Origin of the sequence: Streptomyces sp. 3MP-14, from assembly GCF_006334905.2 — a bacterium.
Lineage (GTDB): Bacteria > Actinomycetota > Actinomycetes > Streptomycetales > Streptomycetaceae > Streptomyces > Streptomyces triticirhizae.
On sequence record NZ_VDLZ02000007.1, the window covers coordinates 1 to 24,624 of the forward strand.

22 protein-coding genes and 1 pseudogene are annotated in these 24,624 nt (G+C 74.0%); 10 read left to right on the forward strand and 13 right to left on the reverse strand.

Annotation, left to right across the window (positions count from 1 at the left end; genetic code table 11):
• Positions 1-702 precede the first annotated feature (702 nt).
• Complete coding sequence (locus FH609_RS13020) at positions 703-2,760, reverse strand: HelD family protein (protein ID WP_139669032.1); 2,058 nt, start codon at positions 2,758-2,760, stop codon at positions 703-705.
• 318 nt (positions 2,761-3,078) lie between these two features.
• On the opposite strand from FH609_RS13020, the gene FH609_RS13025 reads away from it, so the two are divergent.
• Entirely contained in the window at positions 3,079-3,273 is a 195-nt protein-coding gene (locus FH609_RS13025; protein WP_139669034.1) for a hypothetical protein, read from the forward strand.
• Positions 3,274-3,294: 21 nt separating this feature from the next.
• A pseudogene (locus FH609_RS31635) lies at positions 3,295-3,399 on the forward strand (RNA polymerase subunit sigma-24); the annotation flags it as partial.
• A 131-nt stretch (positions 3,400-3,530) separates the two neighbouring features.
• Here the strand turns inward: FH609_RS31635 and FH609_RS13035 are convergent.
• From FH609_RS13035 to FH609_RS13045, 3 genes are all read right to left on the reverse strand, one after another.
• Complete coding sequence (locus tag FH609_RS13035; protein ID WP_139669036.1) at positions 3,531-4,112, reverse strand: hypothetical protein; 582 nt, start codon at positions 4,110-4,112, stop codon at positions 3,531-3,533.
• Positions 4,109-5,758, reverse strand: a complete 1,650-nt coding sequence (locus FH609_RS13040) for a DNA repair helicase XPB (protein WP_139669038.1) — start codon at positions 5,756-5,758, stop codon at positions 4,109-4,111. Before FH609_RS13040 ends, FH609_RS13035 begins: the two co-directional genes overlap by 4 nt.
• A 99-nt stretch (positions 5,759-5,857) precedes the next feature.
• Positions 5,858-8,263, reverse strand: a complete 2,406-nt coding sequence (locus FH609_RS13045) for a helicase-associated domain-containing protein (RefSeq protein WP_139669040.1) — start codon at positions 8,261-8,263, stop codon at positions 5,858-5,860.
• Between the two features lie 188 nt (positions 8,264-8,451).
• On the opposite strand from FH609_RS13045, the gene FH609_RS13050 reads away from it, so the two are divergent.
• Complete coding sequence (locus FH609_RS13050) at positions 8,452-9,306, forward strand: helix-turn-helix domain-containing protein (RefSeq protein ID WP_139669042.1); 855 nt, start codon at positions 8,452-8,454, stop codon at positions 9,304-9,306.
• Between the two features lie 128 nt (positions 9,307-9,434).
• Here the strand turns inward: FH609_RS13050 and pstB are convergent, their stop codons facing one another.
• The 5 genes from pstB to FH609_RS13075 all read right to left on the reverse strand — a co-directional run bounded on the left by pstB (position 9,435) and on the right by FH609_RS13075 (position 14,555).
• The gene (gene pstB / locus FH609_RS13055; RefSeq protein WP_139669044.1) at positions 9,435-10,214 is read right to left on the reverse strand and encodes a phosphate ABC transporter ATP-binding protein PstB; all 780 of its coding nucleotides are present in this window, start codon (positions 10,212-10,214) and stop codon (positions 9,435-9,437) included.
• 59 nt (positions 10,215-10,273) lie between these two features.
• Positions 10,274-11,371, reverse strand: a complete 1,098-nt coding sequence (pstA, locus tag FH609_RS13060; protein ID WP_139669045.1) for a phosphate ABC transporter permease PstA — start codon at positions 11,369-11,371, stop codon at positions 10,274-10,276.
• Positions 11,371-12,354 (reverse strand): phosphate ABC transporter permease subunit PstC, encoded by a 984-nt coding sequence (gene pstC, locus FH609_RS13065; protein WP_226961620.1) that lies wholly within the window; start codon positions 12,352-12,354, stop codon positions 11,371-11,373. The genes pstA and pstC overlap by 1 nt, the downstream gene beginning before the upstream one ends.
• A gap of 124 nt (positions 12,355-12,478) precedes the next feature.
• The gene (pstS, locus tag FH609_RS13070) at positions 12,479-13,591 is read right to left on the reverse strand and encodes a phosphate ABC transporter substrate-binding protein PstS (RefSeq protein ID WP_139669046.1); all 1,113 of its coding nucleotides are present in this window, start codon (positions 13,589-13,591) and stop codon (positions 12,479-12,481) included.
• Between the two features lie 256 nt (positions 13,592-13,847).
• Entirely contained in the window at positions 13,848-14,555 is a 708-nt protein-coding gene (locus FH609_RS13075; protein WP_226961621.1) for a response regulator transcription factor, read from the reverse strand.
• Between the two features lie 547 nt (positions 14,556-15,102).
• Between FH609_RS13075 and FH609_RS13080 the strand changes: the two genes are divergently transcribed.
• The 7 genes from FH609_RS13080 to FH609_RS13110 all read left to right on the forward strand — a co-directional run bounded on the left by FH609_RS13080 (position 15,103) and on the right by FH609_RS13110 (position 20,394).
• Positions 15,103-16,137: a hypothetical protein gene (locus FH609_RS13080; RefSeq protein WP_139669047.1), complete on the forward strand. Its 1,035-nt coding sequence runs from the start codon at positions 15,103-15,105 to the stop codon at positions 16,135-16,137.
• A 228-nt stretch (positions 16,138-16,365) separates the two neighbouring features.
• On the forward strand, positions 16,366-17,226 hold the full coding sequence (locus FH609_RS13085) for an alpha/beta fold hydrolase (RefSeq protein ID WP_139669048.1): 861 nt from the start codon (positions 16,366-16,368) through the stop codon (positions 17,224-17,226).
• Between the two features lie 164 nt (positions 17,227-17,390).
• Complete coding sequence (locus FH609_RS13090) at positions 17,391-17,756, forward strand: DUF2089 domain-containing protein (RefSeq protein ID WP_139669049.1); 366 nt, start codon at positions 17,391-17,393, stop codon at positions 17,754-17,756.
• Entirely contained in the window at positions 17,753-18,013 is a 261-nt protein-coding gene (locus FH609_RS13095; RefSeq protein WP_139669050.1) for a hypothetical protein, read from the forward strand. The genes FH609_RS13090 and FH609_RS13095 overlap by 4 nt, the downstream gene beginning before the upstream one ends.
• 35 nt (positions 18,014-18,048) lie before the next feature.
• Positions 18,049-18,480, forward strand: coding sequence for an SHOCT-like domain-containing protein (locus tag FH609_RS13100; RefSeq protein WP_139669051.1), 432 nt, complete (start codon positions 18,049-18,051; stop codon positions 18,478-18,480).
• Positions 18,481-18,616: 136 nt separating this feature from the next.
• A complete protein-coding gene (locus tag FH609_RS13105; RefSeq protein WP_226961622.1) occupies positions 18,617-19,603 on the forward strand; it encodes an ATP-binding cassette domain-containing protein in 987 nt (328 codons plus the stop codon).
• Complete coding sequence (locus FH609_RS13110) at positions 19,600-20,394, forward strand: ABC transporter permease (RefSeq protein WP_139669053.1); 795 nt, start codon at positions 19,600-19,602, stop codon at positions 20,392-20,394. Before FH609_RS13105 ends, FH609_RS13110 begins: the two co-directional genes overlap by 4 nt.
• 90 nt (positions 20,395-20,484) lie before the next feature.
• Here the strand turns inward: FH609_RS13110 and FH609_RS13115 are convergent, their stop codons facing one another.
• The 4 genes from FH609_RS13115 to FH609_RS13130 all read right to left on the reverse strand — a co-directional run bounded on the left by FH609_RS13115 (position 20,485) and on the right by FH609_RS13130 (position 24,576).
• A complete protein-coding gene (locus tag FH609_RS13115) occupies positions 20,485-21,474 on the reverse strand; it encodes an ABC transporter substrate-binding protein (protein ID WP_139669055.1) in 990 nt (329 codons plus the stop codon).
• A 71-nt stretch (positions 21,475-21,545) separates the two neighbouring features.
• On the reverse strand, positions 21,546-22,448 hold the full coding sequence (locus FH609_RS13120) for an ABC transporter ATP-binding protein (RefSeq protein ID WP_139669057.1): 903 nt from the start codon (positions 22,446-22,448) through the stop codon (positions 21,546-21,548).
• Positions 22,445-23,524, reverse strand: coding sequence for a FecCD family ABC transporter permease (locus tag FH609_RS13125; protein WP_139669059.1), 1,080 nt, complete (start codon positions 23,522-23,524; stop codon positions 22,445-22,447). The genes FH609_RS13120 and FH609_RS13125 overlap by 4 nt, the downstream gene beginning before the upstream one ends.
• Positions 23,521-24,576 (reverse strand): FecCD family ABC transporter permease, encoded by a 1,056-nt coding sequence (locus tag FH609_RS13130; RefSeq protein ID WP_139669061.1) that lies wholly within the window; start codon positions 24,574-24,576, stop codon positions 23,521-23,523. Before FH609_RS13130 ends, FH609_RS13125 begins: the two co-directional genes overlap by 4 nt.
• Between the last annotated feature and the right edge of the window lie 48 nt (positions 24,577-24,624).

Genomic DNA, 24,624 nt, shown 5'->3' on the forward strand with positions numbered 1-24,624 from the left:
GGGTTTCTCGGTGGCCATTGCGGGGCTGGTTCGGCTGCGCCGGGCTCTGCCGGTGGCCCTTGCCGGGCGGGGCGGGGCTGGTTCGGGTCCCTGCGGGGCCCGTGCCCGGCAGCGGGTGGGGCCCGGTGTGCCCCTGGGGGGTTGGTTCGGCGGCGGCGGGTTTCTCGGTGGCCATTGCGGGGCTGGTTCGGCTGCGCCGGGCTCTGCCGGTGGCCCTTGCCGGGCGGGGCGGGGCTGGTTCGGGTCCCTGCGGGGCCCGTGCCCGGCAGCGGGTGGGGCCCGGTTTGCCCCTGCGGGCCCGGCGCGGCTGCGCCGCGTTCCGCCGGCGGCGGGATGCTTCGCGCCGGCGGGCGTTGGGCGGACTGGGCGGCGGCGCGCCCGGCGCTGGTCGCGCCTGTGCTGGGGCCCACAAGGCGAGGCTGCGCTGGCGCGTCCGCATCGGGCCCCGCAGGGGCCCGTGTGCCCCGGGCGCGCCCCCGCGCGCCTTGCGGCAAGCGCCTCGCATCGGCCGGCGTGCGGCGATCCGCGCGGTAGCTTGCGCGTTCGGGTCGGCAGCGCCCCCTGCGCTCGGCTCGGGCCTCGCGCGGCGGCGCGTCCGCATCGGGCCCCGCAGGGGCCCGTGCGCCCCGGCGCGCCCCTGCGCGGCAAGCGCAGCCGCCGGGCCCCAGGGCCCGGCGTCCCCGAGAGCCCAGCGGCCAGCGGTCAGCGTTGCAGCTCGGCCGGCAGGGGGGCCGCGTGGGTGATGGTGAGGCCGGAGACGGCCCGGGTGAGGGCGACGTAGAGGCGGCGGAGGCCGGTGCGGCGGTCGGGTTCGCCGTCGACGACCGCCTGTGGCTCGTCGAGGACGACATGGTCGTACTCCAGGCCCTTCGCCAGCGAGGCGGGCACCAGCGTCAGGCGCGTCGTGCTGTCCGTCTCCTCGCCCGGCTCCACGTGGGGCAGCCCGGCGGCGGCCAGGGCCGCGCGGAGCGCGGGGATGCGGGCGTCGGCGGCGATCAGGCCGGTGGAGCCGGGGTTCTCCAGGGCCGCGCGGCAGGCGGCGAGGGTCGCCGGGGTCAGCTCCGCCGGTTCGACCCGGTCGACCGCGAACGAGCCCGGCGCCTCCCGGATCGAGGTCGCCTCGCGCAGCTGCGGCGCGATCGCCGGCAGCAGGCGGGAGGCGTAGGCGATGACCTCGCGCGGCACCCGGAAGCCCTGGGTCAGCTCCTCGACGTGCGCGGCCTCCTTGCCCAGGTGGCGCAGCGCCTCGGCCCAACTGCCCGTCGCCCAGGGGGTGGTGCCCTGCGCGATGTCGCCGAGCACGGTCGCCGAACCGGTGCTGCACCGGCGGCCCACGGCCCGGTACTGCATGGGGGAGAGGTCCTGCGCCTCGTCCAGCACCACGTGCCCCAGCGAACCGGTGCGGCTGACCAGGTCGTGGGCCTCGTCGATGAGCACCGCGTCGGCGCGGGACCAGGCGGCGGAACGCACGCTGCGCGGCGGCTTGGCCCAGAGGATCGCCCGCTGTTCCTCGGCGGTGAGGATGCCCTCGGCCTGTTCGGCGAGGAACGCGGGTTCGGAGAGGAGCCGCAGCACCAGCTTGGCGGGGTTGACGGGCGGCCAGATCGCCTTGACGGCGGCCTTGACCGCCGCGTTGCGGGCCACCGCGTTCTGCACCCGGTCGTCGGGGGCCTCGCCGGCCTGTTCCATGCGGACCAGCACGGCGTGCGCGATCCGCTGCGGCAGGGCCTCGCCTGCCGCCGCGTAGCGGATGTCCCTGGCGAGCAACTCCTCGACCATCTCGGTCAGTTCGTGGACCGGGACCCGCCAGCGGCGGGAGCCGCGCACCACCATGACCGGCTCCTTCGGCAGCGTCACGCCGGCCCGGACCGCGCGGCGCAGCACCCGCGCCATCCGCGCGTCGCCCTTGAGGGTGGCGGCCGTCGCGTCGTCCTCGCCGCGCACCTCGACATGGGCCACCAGTTCGTCGACGGTGGCCTGTTTGACCTCCAACTCGCCCAGCGTGGGCAGAACCTGCTCGATATAGCGCAGGAACGACCGGTTGGGGCCGATCACCAGGGTGCCGCTGCGGGCCAGCCGTTCCCGGTGGGCGTAGAGGAGGAAGGCGACCCGGTGCAGGCCGACGGCGGTCTTCCCGGTGCCGGGGCCGCCCTGCACGCAGACCGTCTCGCTGAGCGCGCCCCGGACGATCTCGTCCTGTTCCGGCTGGATGGTGGCGACGATGTCGCGCATGGGGCCGACGCGCGGCTTCTCGATCTCGCGCTGGAGGAGCGCGCTGACGGTCTCCTCCTCGTCGGGGTCGCTGAGGTGTTCGTCCTCGTACGCGGTCAGTTCGCCGCCGTCGTAGCCGAAGCGGCGGCGCAGTTCGACGTCCTTGGGGTCCTTCTTCGACGCCTGGTAGAAGGGCTGGGAGACCGGCGCCCGCCAGTCGATCACCATCGGGTCGCCCTTGGCGTCGTGCACATGGCGGCGGCCGATGTAGAAGCGGTAGCCGTGTTCCCCGTCGGCGTCGACGCGGCGGTGGTAGTCGAGGCGGCCGAAGAAGAGCGGGGTGTCGGCGAGGTCGGCGAGGGCCTTGATCCGCTGCGCGATCTCGCTGGCGAGGACCTCGGCGTTGACCCAGTTCGCGGTGACGTCGCGGATGTCGAGCGACTCGGTGTGTTTCCGCATGGCGCGCAACGCGGCGCGGGACGCGGCGAGATGGGCCCGTTCCGCCTCCAGCGGGTCCTGGGCGTGGGCGGGCGGGGGTGAAGCACACATGGCGGGGCCTCCGGGTCGCGCGGCGGGCTGGTGGTGGCTGCCGTCCGGTTGCCGTCCGGGCGGCTCCTGCCCTGGGCGCGGGCGCGCGGCGCTCGGGGCGCCGGCCGCCGGCTCGGGAGGAGGGAGAGGCACGGGAGCCTAGGGTGCTTCCGGGAGGGCGCGCAAATCGTTTTTCGCGGCGGGTGCGGTGCCCGGCTCCGCCCGGCTCTCAGGGGCGAACCCTGAGGGACCCCGGGGTGCGGCGCCCCGAACCCCTGGGGGAGCGAATCGGCCCCACGGCCGATGCCGCCGACCACCAGGCCGGGACAGGCTGGAGTCATGAACAGCACGGTGAGCAGGGGCGGGAACGGGGCGCGGACCCCGGTGGGGAACGTGCGCGGCCGGTCCACGACGGGTGGGCGGATCGGCCGCGCGCTGCGGGCCGTCGGGGTCTTCGGCTCGGCGGCCTTCGACGTGGTGGTCCTGGGGCGGGACGGCCTCGCCGCCGAGGCCGGGGTCCGCCGCCCGGCCTGAGGCGGGCCTGGTGCGTGGTCGGGCCGCCGTCGCGAGGACCGCGTCGGCCCGTGGCTGCCCGAACCCCTGCCGCTCGACGAGAGGGACGCCCCGGTGGACGTGGCGCTCGCCGAGTCGGTCTCGATCCGGTGACCTCGCGGGCCCGCTCGCGCTGCTCGCACCGGACGCCACCTGGACCGCCGACAGCGGCGGCGACAGGACCACGGCGGCGCGCCGACCGGTGGCCGGCGCGGAGCGGGTGGCCCCGGCCCGCCCGGTCAGCCGCCTTCGGCGTCCGGTCCTCCCCCAGGTCTGGGGGGCCTGGGAGGTGCCCCCGTCAGGCGGCGGACCAGCCAGAGCGTGGCGGTGGTCGGCGGGCCGAGCGCGAGCAGCGCGCAGCCGGCCGTCACGGCGGACAGCAGCAGCGCCCAGGCGGCGTTGCCGAGCCAGTGGAAGCCGCCCACCGTCACGATGGTGTCGGGGTCGTCGACGCGGACGGCGCCGCTCTCGTCGCCGGAGAGCAGGCGGACCTCGCTCAGGTCGGCGTCGCGGCAGTCGCCCGGCGCGCGTATCCGCAGGTTGGTGCGGACGGGGCCGCCGTCGTCCGGGGTGAAGGTACCCCAGCAGACATACGTCCTGCCCCGGCCGCTGGACCGTTCCTCGATCTCGGTGACGGCGGCGGAGCCGGGCACGCCCTCCTCGCCCCTGCCGGTCCGGTACTCCTGCCAGGCGCGGGTGCCGAGCGACCAGCTCATCTCGCCGAAGCCGGCGACGCCCACCACGGCGAGCGGCCAGATCACGAGGTAGGCGACCAGGTTCCGGCCCCACTCGTTCAGCGCGCCTCCGCGCCTTCGCGTCACGCCGGCTGGTCGTCGGCCGGCAGGTCGGAGGCGTCCACGATCCGGTAGGCGTAGCCCTGTTCGGCGAGGAAGCGCTGGCGGTGGGCGGCGAAGTCCTGGTCGATGGTGTCGCGGGCGACCACCGAGTAGAACCTGGCCTCGTGCCCGTCGGCCTTCGGCCGCAGCACCCGGCCCAGCCGCTGCGCCTCCTCCTGCCGGGAGCCGAAGGTGCCGGAGACCTGGATCGCGACCGTCGCCTCGGGCAGGTCCACGGAGAAGTTGGCCACCTTGGAGACCACCAGCACCCGCACCTCGCCGGAGCGGAATGCGTTGAACAGCTCCTCGCGCCTGGCGTTGCTGGTCTCGCCCTTGATCACGGGCGCGTCCAACTGCTCGCCCAGCTCGTCGAGTTGGTCGATGTACTGGCCGATGACCAGGGTCTGCTCGGTGCCGTGCCTGCGGACCAGCGCCTCGGCGACCCGGCGCTTGGCGTCGGTGGTGGCACAGAAGCGGTACCGCTCCTCGGGTTCGGCCATGGCGTAGGCGAGGCGCTCGGACTCGCTGAGGTCCACCCGCACCTCGACGCAGTCGGCCGGCGCGATATAGCCCTGCGCCTCGATCTCGCGCCAGGGCGCGTCGAAGCGCTTGGGCCCGATCAGCGAGAACACGTCGGACTCCCGGCCGTCCTCCCGCACCAGCGTCGCGGTCAGCCCGAGCCGGCGGCGGGCCTGGAGGTCGGCGGTGAACTTGAAGACCGGCGCCGGCAGCAGGTGCACCTCGTCGTAGACGATCAGGCCCCAGTCGCGGGAGTCGAACAGCTCCAGGTGCGGGTAGACGCCCTTCCGCCGGGTGGTCAGCACCTGGTAGGTGGCGATGGTGACCGGGCGGATCTCCTTGCGGGCGCCGCTGTACTCGCCGATCTCGTCCTCGGTGAGCGAGGTGCGGCGCACCAGCTCGCTCTTCCACTGGCGGGCGGCGACCGTGTTGGTGACCAGGATCAGCGTGGTGCACTTGGCGGTCGCCATCGCCCCCGCTCCGACCAGCGTCTTGCCAGCGCCGCACGGCAGGACGACGACGCCCGAGCCACCGTGCCAGAAACCCTCGACGGCCTGCCGCTGGTAGGCGCGCAGCGACCAGCCGTCCTCGACCAGCTCGATGGGGTGCGCCTCGCCGTCCACATAGCCGGCGAGGTCCTCGGCCGGCCAACCCAGCTTGAGCAACTGCTGCTTGATCTGGCCGCGTTCGGACGGGTGGACGGCCACCGTGTCCTCGTCGATCCGCGCGCCGACCAGCGGCTGGATGCGCTTGGCACGCAGCACCTCGGTGAGGACGGGCCGATCGGTGGTGGTCAACACCAGGCCGTGCGTCGGGTGCTTGACCAGGGAGAGCCGGCCGTAGCGGGCCATGGTCTCGGCGACGTCGACCAGCAGGGCCTGGGGAACGGGGTAACGCGAGTACCGCATCAGGGCGTCGACGACCTGCTCGGCGTCGTGGCCGGCGGCCCGCGCGTTCCACAGGCCCAGCGGCGTGACCCGGTAGGTGTGGATGTGCTCCGGCGCGCGCTCCAACTCGGCGAACGGGGCGATGGCGCGGCGGCAGGCCTCGGCCTGCTCGTGGTCCACCTCAAGCAGCAGCGTCTTGTCGCTCTGCACGATCAAGCAGGACACCCTTACCTCCGACCAACCGGCTTCCCCGCGCCGCCCGCGACGGGTGGCGTCAGCTCTCCAGTGAAACACCCCGCACCGACAGCCGGGGAACGGGCGGGCCTACTCCACGGGGACGGCGCCGGCGATGCGGTGCAGCGGGTAGGTGCGGACCTCGTCCGCCGTGTGGTCGAACGCGGTGACGAAGCCGCCGGTGACCCGCACCGGCGCCAGCACATGGTGGCCGGCGACGCCGTCGGCGCCCACATAGCCGATGGCGACCAGGCCGCCGGTCTCGGCGGCGGCGCGCAGCGTGTTCAGCGTCTCGGTCGCCGGGGTGCGTGGCGGCGGCCCGACCGGCTCGGGCGCCTTGGCGCCGGCCGGCCGGGGCGCCGCGCCCGCCGCGTGGTCGCCGGCGCGCACGGCGCGCACGGCGGCGTCCAGCAGCGCGTCGTCGGCGGGCGGCGGGGTGTCGGGCGCCGGCACGGGCGCGCTGCGCGCCGGCGTGCGGCGCGGCTCGGCGCGCAGCGTCAGCACCGCGCCCTCCGCCGTCTCGGCCGCCGGCGCCTGCCCCAACTCGCGCAGCCGCAGCAACAGTTGGTCCGGCGACAGCGAGGAGACCAGCACCGTGGGCGCGATCCGGCGCAGCCGCAGCGGCTCGCACCGCCGGTCGGCGAGCAGTTGCCCGAGCGCCGTCTCGTCCTCCGACCGCAGATAGCTGGTCGCGGCGCCGACCCGCAGCCGGCCGTGCCGCCTGGCCACGTCGTCCACCAGGTAGTCCAGCGGCTGCGGCACCGGCGTGCGGGAGACCTCCGCGAGGAACGCGTGCAGCTCGTCCGTGGTCAGGCCGGCGTCCAGCGCCCGGCGGACGGACGCCGGGGTGAACCGGTAGACGGTGGCGCCGCCGGTGGACTCCACGTCGGCGGCCAGCGCCATCGTCGCCCGCAGGTCGCGGCGGAGCGGCCCGGGCGCGATCGCCGTCAGGTCGGCCTGGAGCAGCACATGGTCCACCGGCTCGGGGAAGAGCGGCGCCAACGCCTCGGCGGCCGCCGCCGGTCGGGGCGGCTCGGCCAGCAGCGGGCGGGCGTGGGAGGCGAGCGCGCCGCGCCCGGTGACGCCCAGCGTCTCCGCCTCGGCGAGCGCGGCAGCGGCCAGCCGTTCCCTGGCCTCGTCGGTCAGCCGGCGCGGCCACTCCCAGTGCAGCCGGCGGCGCACCGCGACCGGGTCGGCCGCGCCGCCGGGCGGCAGCGCGGCCAGCAGCTCCAGCACCCGGTGCCGCAGCGCGGCGGCCGGGCCCCGGTCCAGGCCGCTGCCGAGCGCCGCCAGCAGCCGGCCCTTGCCGTCGCGGGTGCCGACCAGGGCCGGCACCCGGGTCCCGGCCAGCCAGGCGGTGGCCAGCCGCAGCCAGCGTTCGCCGGTGGGCGCGGCCAGCCACGCGTCGTAGGCGGGGGTCGGCGCATAGCGTTCGTCGGCCTCGCCGTCGGAGGCCACCAGGCCGGCGGCGTAGGCGAGTTCCAGCCAGAACACCGCCTCGGGCTCGGGCACGTCCAGGGTCACCGCGACCCGCTTCAGCTCCCGCACGCCCAGCCCGCCGGAGCGCAGCACGGCCGGGCCCTCGTGCTCCCAGGAGGTCAGCAGCTCCTCGACGGTGTCCACGGCGCGCTGCGCCGCGCCGGCCGCCGTCGCGTCGACCAGCTCGGCGGCGTGCTCGGCGACGGCGGCCACCGGCGGCGGCTCCGGGCGCGGCTCGCGGTGCGCGCGGCCGCCGCGCAGGGTCAGCGCGACCTCCCTGGGCAGCACCACGGTGCCCGGCTGGGTGGGCATCAGCAGGCCCCGGTCGAGGAGCCAGCGCAGCGGGGCCCCGGAGCGGGCGGCGTCAGCGCCGCTGCCGAGCGTGCCGTAGGGCGGGCCCCAGGTCAGCCGGTCCAGTGCGGACCTGGCGGCCTCCGGCGCCTCGGCCAGCAGCGCGGCCAGCCGTTCCGGGGCGCGGAAGAGCGCGCCGAGCGCGGCGATCGCGCTCACCGGGTCGTGGGTGGGCGGCAGCCCGCACGCGGTGAGCAGCGCCTGGGTGCGGCTGGGCGCCATCCCGGCGGCCGCCTCGGCCAGCGTCGGGCCGAGGCCGGTGGCGCTGGGCCGGCCGGCGCTGGGCGCGAGCAACTCCTGGGCGACGCGCACCAGTCGGAGCGCGTCCGCGCGCCCCCACAGCAGCGCCCGGGAGCGCAGCGTGGCGAGCGCCTCGGGCAGCCGTTCCTCGCCGCCGGGCAGCAGCGCGGTGAGCGCGTGTTGCGAACAGGGGCGCTCGGCGATGGCCAACGCTTCGGCCGTCTGGAGGGTGAAGGTGTCGAGATGCTCCAGGGCGCGCACCACGGAGGTGCGCGCGCCGGCTCGCGTCGCGAGCTGGGAGAGGTCGCCGGGCAGCGGGGAGAGCAGGTCGGGTCGGGCGCGCAGCAGCTCGGACAGCTCCGCGTCGGAACGGGAGCGCAGTTCGTCCGCGAGGGTGCGAGGGCTGTCGATGGAACCGCTGGTCATCCTGCCAACCGTAGCGGCAGTCGGTCCCGGGTGACATGGCCTGGCGCGGTGGAGCGCGTCGGCTGAACCGTTTTTGTTGTCCTTTGCTCCGGGGCAACCGTGCCATTGAGGGCCCGGTAGGCGAGTGGACTGTCGCGGTCGGGGCGCGGCAGACTCGGAAACCAGTCAACGGAAGGACCTGATCGACGATGCCGCCGAGGGAGAACCCGACCGCCCGACAGGCCCGACTCGGCGCCGAACTGCGCAAGTTGAGGGTGGCGGCGGGGCGTACCGCGCGCGAGACGGCGGCCATGCTGGGCACCGACCAGGGGAAGATCAGCCACATAGAGTCCGGGCGCATCGGCGTCAGTGAGGAGCGCATCCGCAAGCTCGCCGACTTCTACGGATGCGTCGACGAGGCGCTGCTTGAGGCGCTCTGCGCGATCGCCAGGGAGCACCGTGGCCAGTTCTGGTGGGACGAATATCGTGGCACCCTTGCCTCTCAGTATCTGGCGGTCGCCGAGCTGGAGCACCATGCCACGGCGCTGCGCACCCTCCAGACCGTGACGGTACCGGGCCTGTTGCAGACCGAGGACTACGCGCGGGCGCTGTTCCGGGGTGGGCTGCCCGAGCCCACCGAGGAGGAGATCGACGTGCGGGTGGCGCACCGGATGCGCCGCAAGGCGGTCCTGGAACGGGAGAACCCGCCACCGTTCTCCGCGTTCCTCCACGAGGCGGCGCTGCACATGCGGTTCGGGGGGCGGAAGGTCGCCAGGCGCCAGCTGGAGACGCTGATGGAGGCGGCGGACATGCCGCAGGTGACGGTGCGGGTCATCCCGTTCACCAACGAGGACTTCTACGAGGTCACCCAGCCGATGCTCTATGTGCACGGCGTGGTGCCGCAGTTGGACACGGTCCTCGTCGACGGGCCCACCGGCGGCGGGCTGTTGGGCGCGGACGACCAGCTGGCGCACTACCGGATCTTCTTCGGCCGGGCGACCACGCGGTCGCTGGACCCGGAGGAGTCCCGGCAGCTGATCCACCACATCGCCAGGACGCTCTAGCGCTGTGCGTTCGGGGAACGAGGCGTGGTTCCGTGGGACGGCGGGTTGGGCGGGTGCGGGGCGTCCGGGGCGGGCGTCCTTTTTCCCACCCACCCGCCCTTTTTCGGCGGAGCCGGGGAGGTTCGGCGTCAGCCGAAGCGGCCGGAGACGTAGTCCTCGGTCGCCTTGTTGCTGGGGGAGGAGAAGATCTTCGTCGTCTCGTCCATCTCCACCAGCCCGCCCGGCTCGCCGATGGACCGCAGGTTGAAGAAGCCCGTCACGTCGCTGACCCGCGCCGCCTGCTGCATGTTGTGGGTCACGATGACGATGGTGTACTGCTGCTTCAGCTCCAGCATCAGGTCCTCGATCGCCTGGGTGGAGATCGGGTCGAGCGCCGAGCAGGGCTCGTCCATCAGCAGCACGTCCGGCTGCACCGCGATCGCCCGCGCGATGCACAGCCGCTGCTGCTGCCCGCCCGACAGGCCCGAACCGGGCCGCTTCAGCCGGTCCTTGACCTCCTCCCAGAGGTTCGCCGACCGCAGCGAGCGTTCCACCAGCGCGTCCATCTCGGATCGCTTCATCCGCTTGCTGTTCAGCCGCACGCCGGCCACCACGTTGTCGTAGATCGACATGGTGGGGAACGGGTTGGGCCGCTGGAAGACCATCCCGATGTGCCGGCGCACCGCGACCGGGTCCACCTGCGGGCCGTACAGGTCGTGCCCGTCCATCAGGACCTTGCCGACGGCGCGCGCCTTGGGCACCAGTTCGTGCATCCGGTTCAGGGTGCGCAGGAACGTGGACTTGCCACACCCCGAGGGCCCGATCAGGGCGGTGACCGAGCGCGGCTCTATCGTCATCGAGACGCCCTGCACGGCCAGGAACTTGTCGTAGTAGATGTCGAGATCCTTGACCTCGATGCGCTTGGCCACGGTGCTTCGCTTCCTCTGCGTGTCCGGTGTGGACGGTGTGAACCCGGTCCCTGCGGCCGTCAGGCGCGGGTCTTCGGGGCGAACAGGCGGGAGATCAGGCGCGCCACGAGGTTGAGCGCCATCACGATGAGGATCAGCGTGAACGCCGCCGCCCACGCCCGGTCCAGGAACGGCTCGGGCGGGATGCCCGGCGTCGCGTACTGGTTGTAGGAGAAGACCGAGAGCGTCGCCATCCGGTCGTCGAAGGGGTTGAAGTTGTCGCTCGCGGTGATGCCGACCGTGACCAGCAGCGGCGCCGTCTCGCCGATGACCCGGGCGATGGCCAGGGTGACGCCGGTGGCGATGCCGGCCAGCGCGGTCGGCAGCACGACCCTGACGACGGTGCGCCACTTCGGCACGGCCAGCGCCATCGACGCCTCGCGCAGCTCGTTGGGCACCAGCTTGAGCATCTCCTCGGTGGAACGCACCACCACCGGGATCATCAGCACGCTCAGCGCGACCGAGCCCATGATGCCCATCCGCACCCCGGCGCCGAAGAACAGCTCGAAGAGCGCGTAGGCGAACAGGCCGGCCACGATGGACGGGATGCCGGTCATGACGTCGACGAAGAACGTGATGTAGCGGGCCAGCGCGCCGCGCCCGTACTCCACCAGGTAGATCGCGGTCAGCAGCCCGATCGGCACCGAGATCAGGGTGGCCAGGCCGGTCACGATCAGCGTGCCCATCAGCGCGTGGTGCGCGCCGCCGCCCTCGCCGACCACGCCGCGCATCGAGTTGTTGAAGAAGTCGGCGTCGAAGCGCTCGACGCCCCGCGCCAACACCGCGCCCAGCACGGAGACCAGCGGCAGCAGCGCCACCAGGAACGCCGAGGTGACGATCGCCGTCACCAGCCGGTCCTGCGCCTTGCGCGCGCCCTCGACCGCCCGCGACCAGCCGCAGACCAGCAGCGTGTAGCCGACGGCGGCGGCCAGCCCGGCGACCACCGGGTTGACGTCGAGCAGCAGGTGCAGCACCAGGCCCAGCACGACCCAGGCCAGCAGCGCCAGCGGCGCGGCCAGGCGGGGCAGCGAGCCGTGGGTGAGCGCGGGGCGCTCCAGCACCACGGGCGGCTCCTCGGGCTCGGGCGCCTTCGTCAGGGAGGTCGGTGACGTGCTCATCAGTTGGCTCCCGAGAAGTCACGGCGGCGGTTGATCACGGCGCGGGCCGTCATGTTGACCACGAGGGTGACGGCGAAGAGGACCAGGCCCGAGGCGATCAGCACGTTGATGTCCAGGCCCGAGGACTCGGGGAAGTCCAGCGCGATGTTGGCCGCGATGGTGGACGGGTTGCCGTTGTTGATCAGGTTGAACGTGACGCCGCCGGACGGCGAGAGCACGATCGCCACGGCCATCGTCTCGCCCAGCGCGCGGCCCAGGCCCAGCATGGCGCCGCCGATGATGCTGGAGCGGCCGAACGGCAGCACGGCCTGCCGGATCATCTCCCAGCGGGTCGCGCCCAGCGCCAGCGACGCCTCCTCGTGTAGCCGGGGCGTCTGGAGGAACGCCTCCCTGATCACGGCCGTGGTGATCGGCAGGATCATCACGGCCAGCACGATCGAGGCCACCAGCATGGTGCGGCCGGTGGCCGAGGCCGGGCCCTCGAAGAGCGGGATGAACCCGAGGTTCTCCTCAAGCCAGCGGGTCGGCTCCACGGTCAGCGGCGCCAGCTCCGACAGGCCCCACAGGCCGAAGATGATGCTGGGCACGGCCGCCAGCAGGTCGATCACATAGCCGAGCGCCGTCGCGAGACGGCGCGGCGCGTAGTGCGTGATGAACAGCGCGATGGCCACCGCGAGCGGCGCGGCCAGCAGCAGCGCGAAGAACGCGGCCAGCAGCGTGCCGAAGAGCAGCGGCCAGACATACAGGATGATGCCGTCCCCGCCGGGCACCTCGTCGGGCTCGGCCCACAGCGCCGGCCACGCCTCGACCAGCAGGAACGCCGCGACGCCGGCCAGGATGACCAGGATCAGCACGCCGGCGCCCATGGCCGACGAGGAGAACACCCGGTCCCCGAACCGGCTCACCGGTTTCTCGAACAGCGGTGCGTCGGGCGGCGGTTGGGGCTGGTGGTCGGGGTGGGTCAGCTCGGTGCTCGATGACACTCTTCGCTCCCTTCATCGAGGCTGGTTCTCCGAACGGGCGGGGCCGCCGCCCCGGGGGGCGACGGCCCGTGCGCGGGTGGCCGCCCGCCCGGGGGAGGCCACCCGCGCCGGGGCGTTCGGATCGTCAGCCGGCCGCGATGGCGTCGATGGCGGGCTGGAGCTCCTGCCGCAGCGCGTCGGAGATCGGCGCCGAGCCGGCCGCGTCGGCGGCGGCCTGCTGGCCCTCCTCGCTGATCACGTAGGAGAGGTAGGCCCTCACCAGCTCGGCCTCGGCCTCGCTCTCGTAGGTGGCGCAGGCCATCGCGTAGGAGACGAGCACGATCGGGTAGGTGCCGGCCTCGGTGGTGTCGCGGGCCAGCTCGTAGGCGAAGTCGTACTGACCCCGGCCCTCGACCCGCTCGGAGACCTCCAGCACGTTGGCGGCGGCCTCCGGGGAGTAGGCGACGAACTCCTCGCCGACGCCCACGTTGACGCTCGGCAGGTCACGGGCCTGGCTGGCGTCGGCGTAGCCGATGGTGCCGTTGCCGCCGGAGACGGCCTGCACGACGCCGGAGGTGCCCTGGGCGGCCTCGCCGCCGGAGACCGGCCACTCGTCGCTGACCTCGTGCGGCCAGGCGTCGGGCGCCACGATGCTCAGGTACTCGACGAAGTTCTCGGTGGTGCCCGACGGGTCGGAGCGGTTGACCGGGGTGATCGGGGTGTCGGGCAGCTCGGCGTCGGGGTTGTCGGCGGCGATGGCCTCGTCGTTCCAGGTGGTGATCTCCTGGTTGAAGATGCCGGCGATGGTGGCGGGCTGGAGGTTCAGCTCGTCCACGCCCTCGACGTTGAAGACCAGCGCGACGGGCGAGACATAGACCGGGACCTCGATGACCTCGCCGCAGCGCTCGGTCGCGGCGGTCAGCTCCTCGTCGGCGAGCGCGGCGTCGGTGCCGCCGAAGTCGGTGCCGCCGGCGATGAACTGCTCACGGCCGCCGCCGGAGCCGACCGGGTCGTAGTTGACGGTGACATCCGGGTTGGCGGCCAGGAAGCCGGCCTGCCAGGCCTGCTGGGCGGCGGCCTGGGAGCTGGCGCCGGCCCCCGATATGGTGCCGGACAGTTCGGAGCCGCCCTCGCCGTTGCCCCCCGTGGTGCCCCCGTCGCCGTTGCCGTTGCTCTCGTTGTCGCTGCTGCACGCCGTGACCAGCGCCAGGGCGGACACCACGGCTATCGCGGCGATGCGAGCGCGCGTCTTGCGCATGACCTGCTCCTTGTTCCTGACCGGCCCCGTGGCCGGGATGTGGAGATGACGTCGATGACGTGTTTCACCCAGAACGTAGGAGCGGCCAGCGAAGCAGTGAGGGCCAGAAGGTGAACAAAAAGATAGGTTCGGCGGAACCGGCAGTTTCACAAAGAGAGTTGGAATCGTTAAGGAAGAGACCTGGTGATCATGCCTGTGATCAAGGGCGCGTCCCGGCCCGGGAGCGGGCCGGGACGCGCCGGGATCGGGCCGCGCGTCAGCCCGCGGGGGGCACCAGGCGGTAGCCGACGCCGCGCACGGTCTGGATGATCTCCGGGTGGTGCGGGTCGTCGCCGAGCCGCTCCCGAAGCCGCCGAATGTGAACGGTGATGGTGTTGGAGCGCCGCGCCCCCTCGCCCCACAACTCCGTTCTGATCTGGTCACGCGTGATCACTTTTTCGGCGTGCAGCATCAGCAGGTGCAGCAGCTGAAACTCCCTCAGCGGCAGCCGGGCCGTGGAGACGCCGTGCATCCGCACCTCGTAGGTGCTCGGGTCGAGGGTCAACGGGCCGCAGACCAGCGGCTGGTCCCAGCCCCGGTGGCCCCGGTCGGCCAGGCTGAGGAGCTGGGCCACCTCGCGCGGCCGGTAGGGGCGCGCGACACAGGCGCTCGCGCCGGCGGCCAGCGCCGGCGCCACCTGCGCGGTGTCCTCCGGGCCCACACCCAGCACCACCGGAATCGAAAGCCGCCGCCGCACGAGCCGCAGCACGGTCGCCCCGTCGATCAGCGGCAGATCGGCCGAGACCAGCAGCACGTCGGGCTTGCGCAGGCCGGCCTCCAGCAGCGCGGCGGCGCCGTCGGCGCAGTGCACGACCGACACCTGGTACTTGGCCAGCTGCGTCGTCAGCCCCTGCCGGATGCGCTCGTCGGCGTCGGCCAGCAGCACCACCGGGTGCGTGCCCAGCGGGATGGGCGCCGGGCCCACGGCCCGCTCCGGCCCGAGGCCGGCGGCCGGACCATCGTCCTCCGCACCGTCAACCCCCGTGCCGGGCACGGAGGTTGCCCGAGTCGAACTCAACCAGGCGCCCACGGGCTCTCCCTCGCTGTCGGTCTCGGCGGTGGTCTCGGCGTCGTTTCGGCAGTGGTCTCGGCGGTGAACGAACGGCCAGGGCCGGTTGCCCGTCAGGCCGCGTCGCGCCACGGGAGGCGGGCGGGGCCGGCGGGCGGGCCGACGGCCGTGCGCCGGGCTCCCGGGGGCGTGAAACCGGTGTCCACGAGCGACGTTCACCATGTAACGAGCTGTGGGTAGCGGGTTGCACGGCGTTCGGTGAACCCGCGATGAACAACGGTGTTCTCTCAGGTTCCGCCGGATACCCGCGCGGGACCGTGGCCGCGCGGGATCGCCGGCCGCGCGGGATCGTTTCCGCGCGGCGGGCCCCGCTGTCGGTGTGCGTCAGTAGCATCGGTGGGTAACGCGGGGAGTGTCGGGGGCCCCACCGGGGTCCGGGCCGGGCGAGCGCAGGGGCAGTGGCGTGGGGATCGAGGACGAGCAGCTGGTGTTCGACTATCTGAGCCGGGTCGGCGACCTGGCCCATGGCACCGCCATGTCGTCGGCCGAACGGGCCCGGCTGGTCAACCGGCTGCGGGACGAGATCGGCCGCGCGCGGGCCGACGCGGGCTCCGAGACGCGGTCCGCCGCCTCCGTGCGCCGCATCCTGGGGAAGCTCGGCAGCCCCGAGGACGTGGTGGCTCGCGCGGCCGGCGACGCCCCGCCGGCCGCCACCAACAGGCCGGCGCGGCCACGTTCTTCACCTTCGCCGTCGCCGTCTCCCGCGCCGTCACCTCCCGCCAGGTCCGCCGCGCCGCTGCCCGCGCAGCGCGAGCGGCCGGCGCGGCGCGAGCGGCCGGGGTCGCCGGGCGCTGACGGGCCCGAGGTGCCGATGCGCTGGCCCACCGAGGAGCTGCCGCGCGGCAGCGGCTGGCAGCAGGGGCCCGAGGGGCAGATCGCCGGCTTCAGCGGCGGGATCGACATTCCGGAGCTGATGCACCCCAGCGGCCTGGCCGACGCCGAGCCCGGGCCGGCCACGGAGGCCGAGCTGACGGCGGCCGAGGCGGAGCGCGAGACGGCCGACGCCTCCCTCACCCAGCCGGTGGTCGAGGACGCCGACCCGCCCCGGCCGCGCCGGCGGGCCCGGCTGGCCAGGGCGGTCATCGGCGGGCGGCGCCGGGGCGGGATCGTCGAGCTGGCCGGCGTGGTGGCGCTGGTCGGCGGGGCGGTCGCCGGCTCGCTGCCCGCGCTGGCGCTGGGCTGGGTGCTGGCGTACTGGTCGCCCCGGCTCGGCCAACGCGAGCGCCAGTGGGCCACGTTCGGGATGCCGGCGCTGGTCGCGACGGTCTACGGCGTCTGGCTGATGGGCCGGCTCGGCGGGAACTGGGGCGAGCCGCTCGCCGACGGCGAGATCGAGAAGCTGCTGGCCAACGACTGGCCCCTCCTCCTCCGCCTGGCCGCCTTCGCCTCCGCCGCCTTCCTCCTCTTCCGCGCCCGCCGGCCCGTCAGGGAGGGCTGAACGGGCCGGGGCCGGGCGGCCGTTGGGTCCCTCGGGGCCCGGGCCCGGGCCCCGGCGTCGCGGGTCCCCGGAGGGGTTGGTTAGCCTGGGCGGCATGTCCCTCGTCATTCACTGCTGGTCGAGCGTCCGGCTGCGGTCGGGGCGCTGACCTGCGGCGTCGGCCGGGCGCCGGCGTCGGGGTCGTACGCGTCCCCATGTCCGACCTCAGGATGACGAGGTTTTCCCGTTATGCGTTCTCAGCCCACTTTTGTCCTGGTGCACGGCGGTTCAGGGACCGCCAGGACCTGGACCCCGCTGCGCAACGAGCTGGCCCTGCGCGGCCACCGTTCGTACGCCGTCGACCTGCCGGGGCACGGCGACCTCGCCGACGTGCCGGCCGCCTACTACCGGCAGCCGCAGGACCCGGCGGCGCTGGCCGCCGCGCCCTCCCCGCTGCGCGGGGTCACGCTCGCGGACAACGTGCGGCACGTCGCCGCGGTCCTGCGCCGGCTCGCGCCGGCCGGCCCGCCGGTGCTGGTCGGCAACAGCCTGGGCGGCCTGACGATCAGCGCCGTCGCCGACGCCCACCCGGAGCTGGTCGGCCGGGTGGTCTACCTCTCCGCGCTCTGCCTCAGCGACCCCGCCATGCTCACCGAGCCCTGGGGCGTCGAGGACGACAACCTGCTCGACGCGGCGGCGGCGCGGATCGCCGTGCCCGGCGTGCCGGACCCGGGCGTGGTACGGCTCAACTGGCGTGCGGCGCACGGCGATCCCGAGCTGTTCGCGCGGCTGAAGGCGGCGATCATGGCCGACGGCACCGACCACCAGTTCCGGCTGCTGCTCGACGCGCTGGACCCCGACGAGAACCACGGCGTCCTGGCGGCCGGGGCCGTCGTCAGTGCGGAGGGGTGGGGCCGCGTTCCCCACACCTTCGTGCGGCTCGCCGAGGACCGGGCCATCCCGCCGGCCGTGCAGGACGTCATGATCCGCCGCGCGGACGAGCTGACCCCGGCCAACCCGTTCGAGGTCCACACCCTGGCGGCCTCGCACGTCGGCTACTTCAGCCGCCCGGCGCTCTTCGCCGACCTGCTGACCCGCCTGGCCCGCTGAGCCCGGCGTCCTCCCGTAGCGCCCCCGTCGTCGCCGTGTCCGGTGGCGGCGGGGGCGCCGCTTTCAAAGTCCAACCTCAAGAAAATCAATAATCTCGCGTTGACAGCTTAAAAATCTCAAGATACAAATGCGGGGTAAGCGCGGCCAAGGGTAGGGAGCCGAGGGTGGACTGGCAGGAGCTGACGGAGCTGACGCGCGGGCAGCCGTTCGTGGTCGAGCGGGTTCGCCTCGCGGAGAGCGGCGTCGCGGTCGAGGGGCAGTTCGAGCCGCCGCAGCTGGCCCAACTCAGCGTCGACGACCAGGTGTTCGTGGCCGCCTTCGTGCGGGCGCACGGCTCGATCAAGGAGATGGAGCGGATCTTCGGGGTGAGCTACCCGACGGTCAAGGCGCGGCTGAAGCGGATCGCCGAGCGCCTCGACTTCGTCGACGTCGACCCGGCGCCCAGCGGCCCCGCCGATGTCGTCGAGCGCCTGCGGCGCGGGGAGATCAGCGCCCAGGAGGCGCTGGCCGAGTTGGAGGGCCCCGGATGATCCCGCACCTGGTGACCGTGCGTCACCGCCGCGCCGATGGCCGGTGGCGGCGGCTGTATCTCCCGGTCCTGCCGCTGGTGTTGGTGCTGTCGCCGCTGCTGCTGCTCGTCGTGCTGGCCGGGGTGGTCGCGTGCCTGGTCACCCGGGTGAGCCCGGTGGGCGCGCTGCGCGGCGTCGGGCGGCTGGTGTGGGCGCTGCCCGGGACGCGGGTCGAGATCGAGCAGGGCCGAACGGCCGTGCTGGTACACGTCAGATGAGCCGCCCAGCGGCGAGCGGAGAGCGGGAGACGACCATGAACGAGCAGCGCCGCCAGATCCTGGAGATGCTGGCCGAGGGCAAGATCACGGCGGACGAGGCCGAGCGGCTGCTCGGCGCGCTCGAACGCCAACCCGTCGAGTCGGCGCCGGGGGCCCCGCCCCGCCCGAAGGCCCGGCCCAAGTACCTGCGCCTGGTGGTGAACGCGGCCGACGGCACCGGCGGCGACGGCATGAGCCGGGTCAACATCCGGGTCCCGCTCCAACTGCTGCGCGCCGGGGTCCGGCTGACCAGCCTGATCCCGCCGCAGGCCCTCGCCCGGGTCAACGCGGAGCTGGACAGGTCGGGGGTGCCGATCGACCTGACCCAGCTCAAGCAGCAGGACATCGAGGACCTGATCGAGCACCTGGCCGACGTGGACATCGACATCGACGACCCCGAGGCCACGGTGCGGGTCTTCTGCGAGTAGCCCGGCGGCCCCGCGCGGGGCCGCCACCCCGCCCGGCCCCGCGCCGGGCCCCAACCGGCCGCCGGCGCCGCCCACTTCAGCTTCCTCCACCAGGAACCCCAGCCTTCGAACGGGAGGGCCCATGCCTTCATCTGTCATGCCCACATCCAGTAGCCCGCCGCCGGGGCGCCCCGCCGCCTCGCCGCTCGCCGTCTCGGCCGTCGGCCTGCGCAAGGCGTACGGCGACAAGGTCGTCCTCGACGGCGTCGACCTGTCCGTCCCGGCCGGGACCGTGTGCGCGCTGCTCGGCCCGAACGGCGCCGGCAAGACCACCGTCGTGAAGATCCTCTCCACCCTCGTCACCCCCGACGCCGGCAGCGCCCGGGTCGCCGGCCACGACCTCGCCGTCGCACCGCAGGCGGCCCGCGCCGCGATCGGCGTCACCGGACAGTTCTCCGCCGTCGACGGGCTGATCACCGGCGAGGAGAACATGCTGCTCATGGCCGACCTGCACCATCTGCCCCGGCGCGAGGGGCGGCGGGTCGTCGCCGAACTGCTCGAACGGTTCGACCTGGCGGACGCCGCGCGGAAGCCCGCCCAGAGCTACTCCGGCGGAATGCGGCGCCGCCTGGACATCGCCATGACCCTGGTCGGCTCGCCCCGGATCATCTTCCTCGACGAGCCGACCACCGGGCTCGACCCGCGCAGCCGCCGCACGATGTGGGACGTCGTCCGCGCACTCGTCGCCGACGGCGTCACCGTCCTGCTCACCACCCAGTACCTGGACGAGGCCGACGAACTCGCCGACCGCATCGCGGTGTTGAACGAGGGCCGGATCGTCGCCGAGGGCAGCGCCGACGCGTTGAAGCGGCTCGTTCCCGGCGGGCATGTGCGCCTCCGCTTCGCCGACCCGGCCGCCTACCGGTCCGCCGCCTCCGCGCTGCGCGAGGTCACCAGGGACGACGAGGCGCTGGCGCTGCGGCTGCCCAGCGACGGCAGCCAGCGCGAACTGCGGTCGCTCCTCGACTGGTTGGACTCGGTCGGCGTCGAGGCCGACGAGCTGACCGTGCACACCCCCGACCTCGACGACGTGTTCTTCGCCCTGACCGGTCGGCCCGAACCCCGGCGGGAGGCCACCTCATGAGCTTCGTCACCGCGCACGCCCTGCGCGACTCGTCCACCATGCTGCGCCGCAACCTGCTGCACGCGCGGCGCTACCCCTCCCTCACCCTGAACCTGCTGTTCACGCCGGTCATGCTGCTCCTGCTCTTCGTCTACCTCTTCGGGGACGTGATGAGCGCGGGCATCGAGGGCGGCGGGGCGGGCCGGTCCGCGTATCTGGCGTATCTCGTGCCCGGCATCCTGATGATGACCATCGGCAGCGCCACGATCGGCACCGCCGTCTCGGTCGCGATGGACATGACCGAGGGCATCGTCGCCCGCTTCCGCACAATGGCCATCCACCGGTCCTCGGTGCTCGTCGGCCATGTCCTCGGCAGCGTGCTCCAGGTGCTCGCCGCGCTGCTGCTGGTCGGCGCCGTCGCCGTGGCCATCGGCTTCCGCTCGACCGACGCGACGGTCGTCGAGTGGCTGGCGGCGTTCGGGCTGGTCGCGCTGGTGGCCCTGGCGCTCACCTGGATCGCGGTCGGGGTGGGCCTGTCGAGCCCCAACGCCGAGGCGGCCAGCAACAGCGCGATGCCGCTGATCCTGCTGCCGCTGGTCTCCAGCGCGTTCATCCCGGTCGACACGATGCCCGGCTGGTTCCAACCGGTCGCCGAGTACCAGCCGTTCACCCCGGCCATCGAGACGCTGCGCGGGCTGCTGCTGGGCGACCGGATCGGCAACGACGGCTGGCTGGCCGTCGGCTGGTGCCTGGCGCTGATCACGCTCGGCTTCCTCTGGTCCCGGGCGCTGTTCGACCGCGACCCGGGGTGAGGACGCCGCCCCAAGCGTGCGGCGGCCCGGCCCAAGCGTGCGGCGGCCCGGCCCGGCCGTTGGCGGCGGGGCCGGGCCGTCGGTGCGGGGTCAGCTGCCGAGGGTCTCCTCGATCTCGTCGAGGATCTGCTCGGCCGCCGTGTAGCCGATGCCCAGGAACCACAGCTGGTCGTTGACCGGGAACGCGCGGTTCTCCTGGACGGCGGTCAGGTCCTCCCACAGCGGGCCGCCGACGGCCGCCTCCTCGCCGGAGGCGTCCGGGTCGCCGTAGGAGGAGTAGTAGATGACGTCGCCGTCGGCCTGGTCCACCTGCTCGGGGCTGATCTCCACGGCGAAGCCGTCGGTCGCGTCGTCCACGATCGCCGGCCGGCCCAGGCCCAGGTCCGTGAGGATGCCGCCGATGTAGTTCTCCCGGCCGTAAAGCCGGGTGTTGCCGCCGTCGATGAAGCGCAACATGCTGACCTCGATCTCGCCCGCCGCCTCGGGCCCGCCGATGGCCTCGGTGACCTCGGCGACGTGCTCCTCGTAGGCGGCGACGACCTCCGCCGCCTCCTCCGACCTGCCCAGCGCCTCGGCGTGCATCAGGAAGTTCTCCTTCCAGGGCGCGCCCACCGTCTCCGAGAAGACCGTCGGCGCGATCGCCGACAGCTCGTCGTAGCGCTGCTCGTCGCGCACCTTGCTGCCGATGATCAGGTCCGGGTCCAGCTCGTTGATGGCCTCCAGATTGGGCGCCGCGATGTTGCCCACGTTCTCGATGTCGGCGAGCTGGTCCTGCGGCAGGTAGTCGAGGAACTCCTGGGTGGCGTCGGCCTGGACGGCGCCGACCGGGATGACGCCCAGGGTGATCGCGGTGTCCAGCTCGGCGGTGTCCAGCACCACCACGCGCTGCGGGTCCTCCGGCACCTCGACCGGGCCCATCGCGGTCTCCACGGTCCGGGTGCCGCCCGAGCCGCCCGAGCCGTCGGAGCCGCCCGAGCCGGACGAGCCGCCGGAGCCTTCGGAGTCGGCGTCGTCGCCGCAGGCGGCGAGGGCGACGGCGCAGGCGAGCGCCAGGGCGGAGGCGGTGATGCGACGGTTCATGACGGGCGGGGCCTTTCTGACGAAGCGGGAGCGGGAACGGGAACCGGGGGTGGGGCGGCCGCGCGGCGGGGTCAACGGGCCTCCCCCGGCAGGGGCGTGGGGGCTTCGGGCACGACCAGCGGGGAGCCGGTGACCGGGTCGGGGATCACGACGGCCGCCAGGCCGAAGACCTCCCACACCAACTCGGCCGTGACGATCTCGTCGGGGTGGCCCTGGGCGGCGATCCGGCCGTCCTTCATGGCCACCAGGTGGTCGGCGTAGCGGGCGGCCTGGTTGAGGTCGTGCAGCACGGTGACCACGGTGCGGGCCGGCGCCTCGTCCGTGGCGGTGGCCAACTGGCGTACCAGGTTGAGGACTTCGACCTGGTGGGCGATGTCCAGATAGGTGGTGGGCTCGTCGAGCAGCAGCAGGTCGGTCTGCTGGGCGAGGGCCATCGCGATCCAGACGCGCTGCCGCTGCCCGCCGGAGAGGGCGTCCACCGGCCGGTCGGCCAGCCCGGTGACGTCGGTGCGTTCCATCGCCTCGGCCACGGCGGCCTCGTCGGCCGGGGACCACTGCTGCCACCAGCGCTGGTGCGGCTGCCGGCCCCGGGAGACCAGGTCGGCGACGGTGATCGCCTCCGGCGCGACCGGGGTCTGCGGCAGCAGGCCGAGCGACTGGGCTATCCGCCGGGTGGGCAGCGTGTGCAGCTCGGCGCCGTCCAGCAGAACCGTCCCGGCGCGCGGCTTCAGCAGCCGCCCCAGCGCGCGCAACGTGGTCGACTTCCCGCAGGCGTTGGGCCCGACGATGACGGTGACCTCGCCGTCGGGGATGTCGAGGTCCAGCGCGTCGACGACCGGCCGGTCGGCCTCGTAGCCGAGCGTCAGGCCCCGCGCGGCCAGCCGGCCCGCCGGCGGCTCGCCACCGGAGAAGCCCTCCGGCTCGTTACCGGAGAAGCGCTCCGGTTCGTTTCCCGGCTTGGAGAGGATGCTCATGCCCGGCCTCCGGTGCGGTTCTTGAGGATCAGCCACAGCAGATAGGGCGCGCCGATCGCCGCCGTGACCACGCCGGCGGGCAGTTCCGTCGGCGAGAACAGCGTCCGGGCCAGCAGGTCGGCCAGCACGGTCAGCAGCGCGCCCACCAACGCCGTGGTCAGCAGGGGTATCTGCGCGGTGCCGGTCAGCCGGCGCGCGATCTGCGGGGAGAGCAGCGCGACGAAGTCCACCGGGCCCGCCGTGCCGGTGGCGAGCGCCGCCAACAGCACGCCGACGCCGGCCAGCCCGACGCGGGTCACGTTGAGCCGGACGCCCAGCGCGATCGCGGTGTCGTCGTCCAGCGTCACGGTGCGCTGCGCCCGCGCCGCCCAGCACACCGCCGGCACCACCGCGAGCAGCGCCCAGGCCAGCGGCTCGGCCTCGGCATAGCCCCGGCCGTTGAACGAGCCGGTCATCCACACCGTGGCCTGCTGCGCCACGGTGTGGTCGCCCTTGGTCAGGAAGAGCTGGGTGACCGAGCGCAGCGCGACGGCGAAGCCGATGCCGACCAGCACGAACCGTCCGGCGTGCAGCCCGCCGCGCCAGGCGAAGAGGTAGACCAGCCCGGCGGCGCCGAGCCCGCCGGCGATCGCCCAGTAGGGCAGCACGGCGGTGGACGCCAGGCCGTAGGTCATGGCGATCACCGCGACCGCCGCCGCGCCCTGGCTGACGCCGATGATGTCGGGGCTGGCCAGCGGGTTGCGGGCGACGGTCTGGATCAGCCCGCCGGCCACCGCGAGCGCCGCGCCCACCAGCAGCGCCACAGTCAGTCGCGGAAGCCGCAACACCCCGATCACGAAGTCGTGTTCGTCGGTCAGCCCCAGCACCGAACGGACCGCCTCCAACGGCGGGACGTCGGACTCGCCGAGCGAGAGGTTGGCCACGCAGCCGGCGGCCAGCGCCAGCAGCAGCACCGCGACCACCAGCAGCGTCCGGCCGTGGACCAGCAGCGAGGCGCCGCCGAGGCGCACCGCGCGGTAGCCGGTGGGGCGGGCGCGCCGCGCGGGGGCCTGCGGCTTCGCGAGCGTCGTGGTCATCCGCGCACCCCCGAGCGGCGCACCAGATAGACCAGGAACGGAACGCCGACCAGCGCCGTGGTCACCCCGGCCGGCACCTCCGACGGGGGGAAGACCAGCCGCCCGACCACGTCCGAGACCAGCAGCACCGCCGCGCCCAGCAGCGCCGCCATCGGCAGCAGCCAGCGGTGCGAGCCGCCCACCAGCGCCCGCCCGATGTGCGGAACGGCCAGGCCCACGAAGGCGATCGGCCCGGCGGCGGCCACCCCGGCGCCGGTGAGCACGGCCGCCCCGAGCCCGCCGGTGATCCGGACGGCCGCCACGTTCTGCCCCAGGCCACGGGCCACGTCGTCGCCGAGCGCCAGCGCGTCCAGTCCGCGCGCGGCCGCGGCCACCAGGACCACGCCGGCCAGCAGGAACGGCCAGATCCGTTCGGCGATGTCGGCGTCCCGGCCGGTCAACGAGCCGACCTGCCAGAAGCGGTACTCGTCCAGCGTCGCGCCATGGGTGGTGAGGATGCCGGCGATCACCGAGGCCAGCAGCGCGTTGATCGCCGCCCCGGCCAGCGCCAGCCGCACCGGCGTCGCGCCGCCCCGGCCCTGGTTGGCGACCGCGTAGACGAGCACGGCGGCGATCGCCGCGCCGAGGAACGCGAACCAGACGTAGTCGTCGAGGGAGTTGGCCCCGGCGAAGGTGATCGCCAGCACCACGCCGACGGCCGCGCCCTGGCTGACGCCGAGAATGCCGGGCTCGGCGATCGGGTTGCGGGTCAGGCCCTGCATCACCGCGCCGGCCAGGCCGAGGGCCGCGCCGACCATCAGCGCGATCAGGGTGCGCGGCACCCGCAGCTCGCGCACCACCTTGGCGGCACTGGCGTCCTCGCCGGTCAGCGCGTCGGGCGAGGTGGTCAGCGCGCGCAGCAGCTGTTCGACGCCGATGGAGCGGCTGCCGAGGGCGACGCTGAGCAGCATCGCGACGGCGACGACGGCCACCCCGGCGGCCAGCCAGGCGAGCCGTCGCGAGGCGGTGGCGCGACGCTCCACAACGGGCGGGCGGTCGGCGGTGGTTGGCATGGATTCCCTGCGCGGTTAGGTTAGGCGAGCCTAAGTATAGGCAACTGC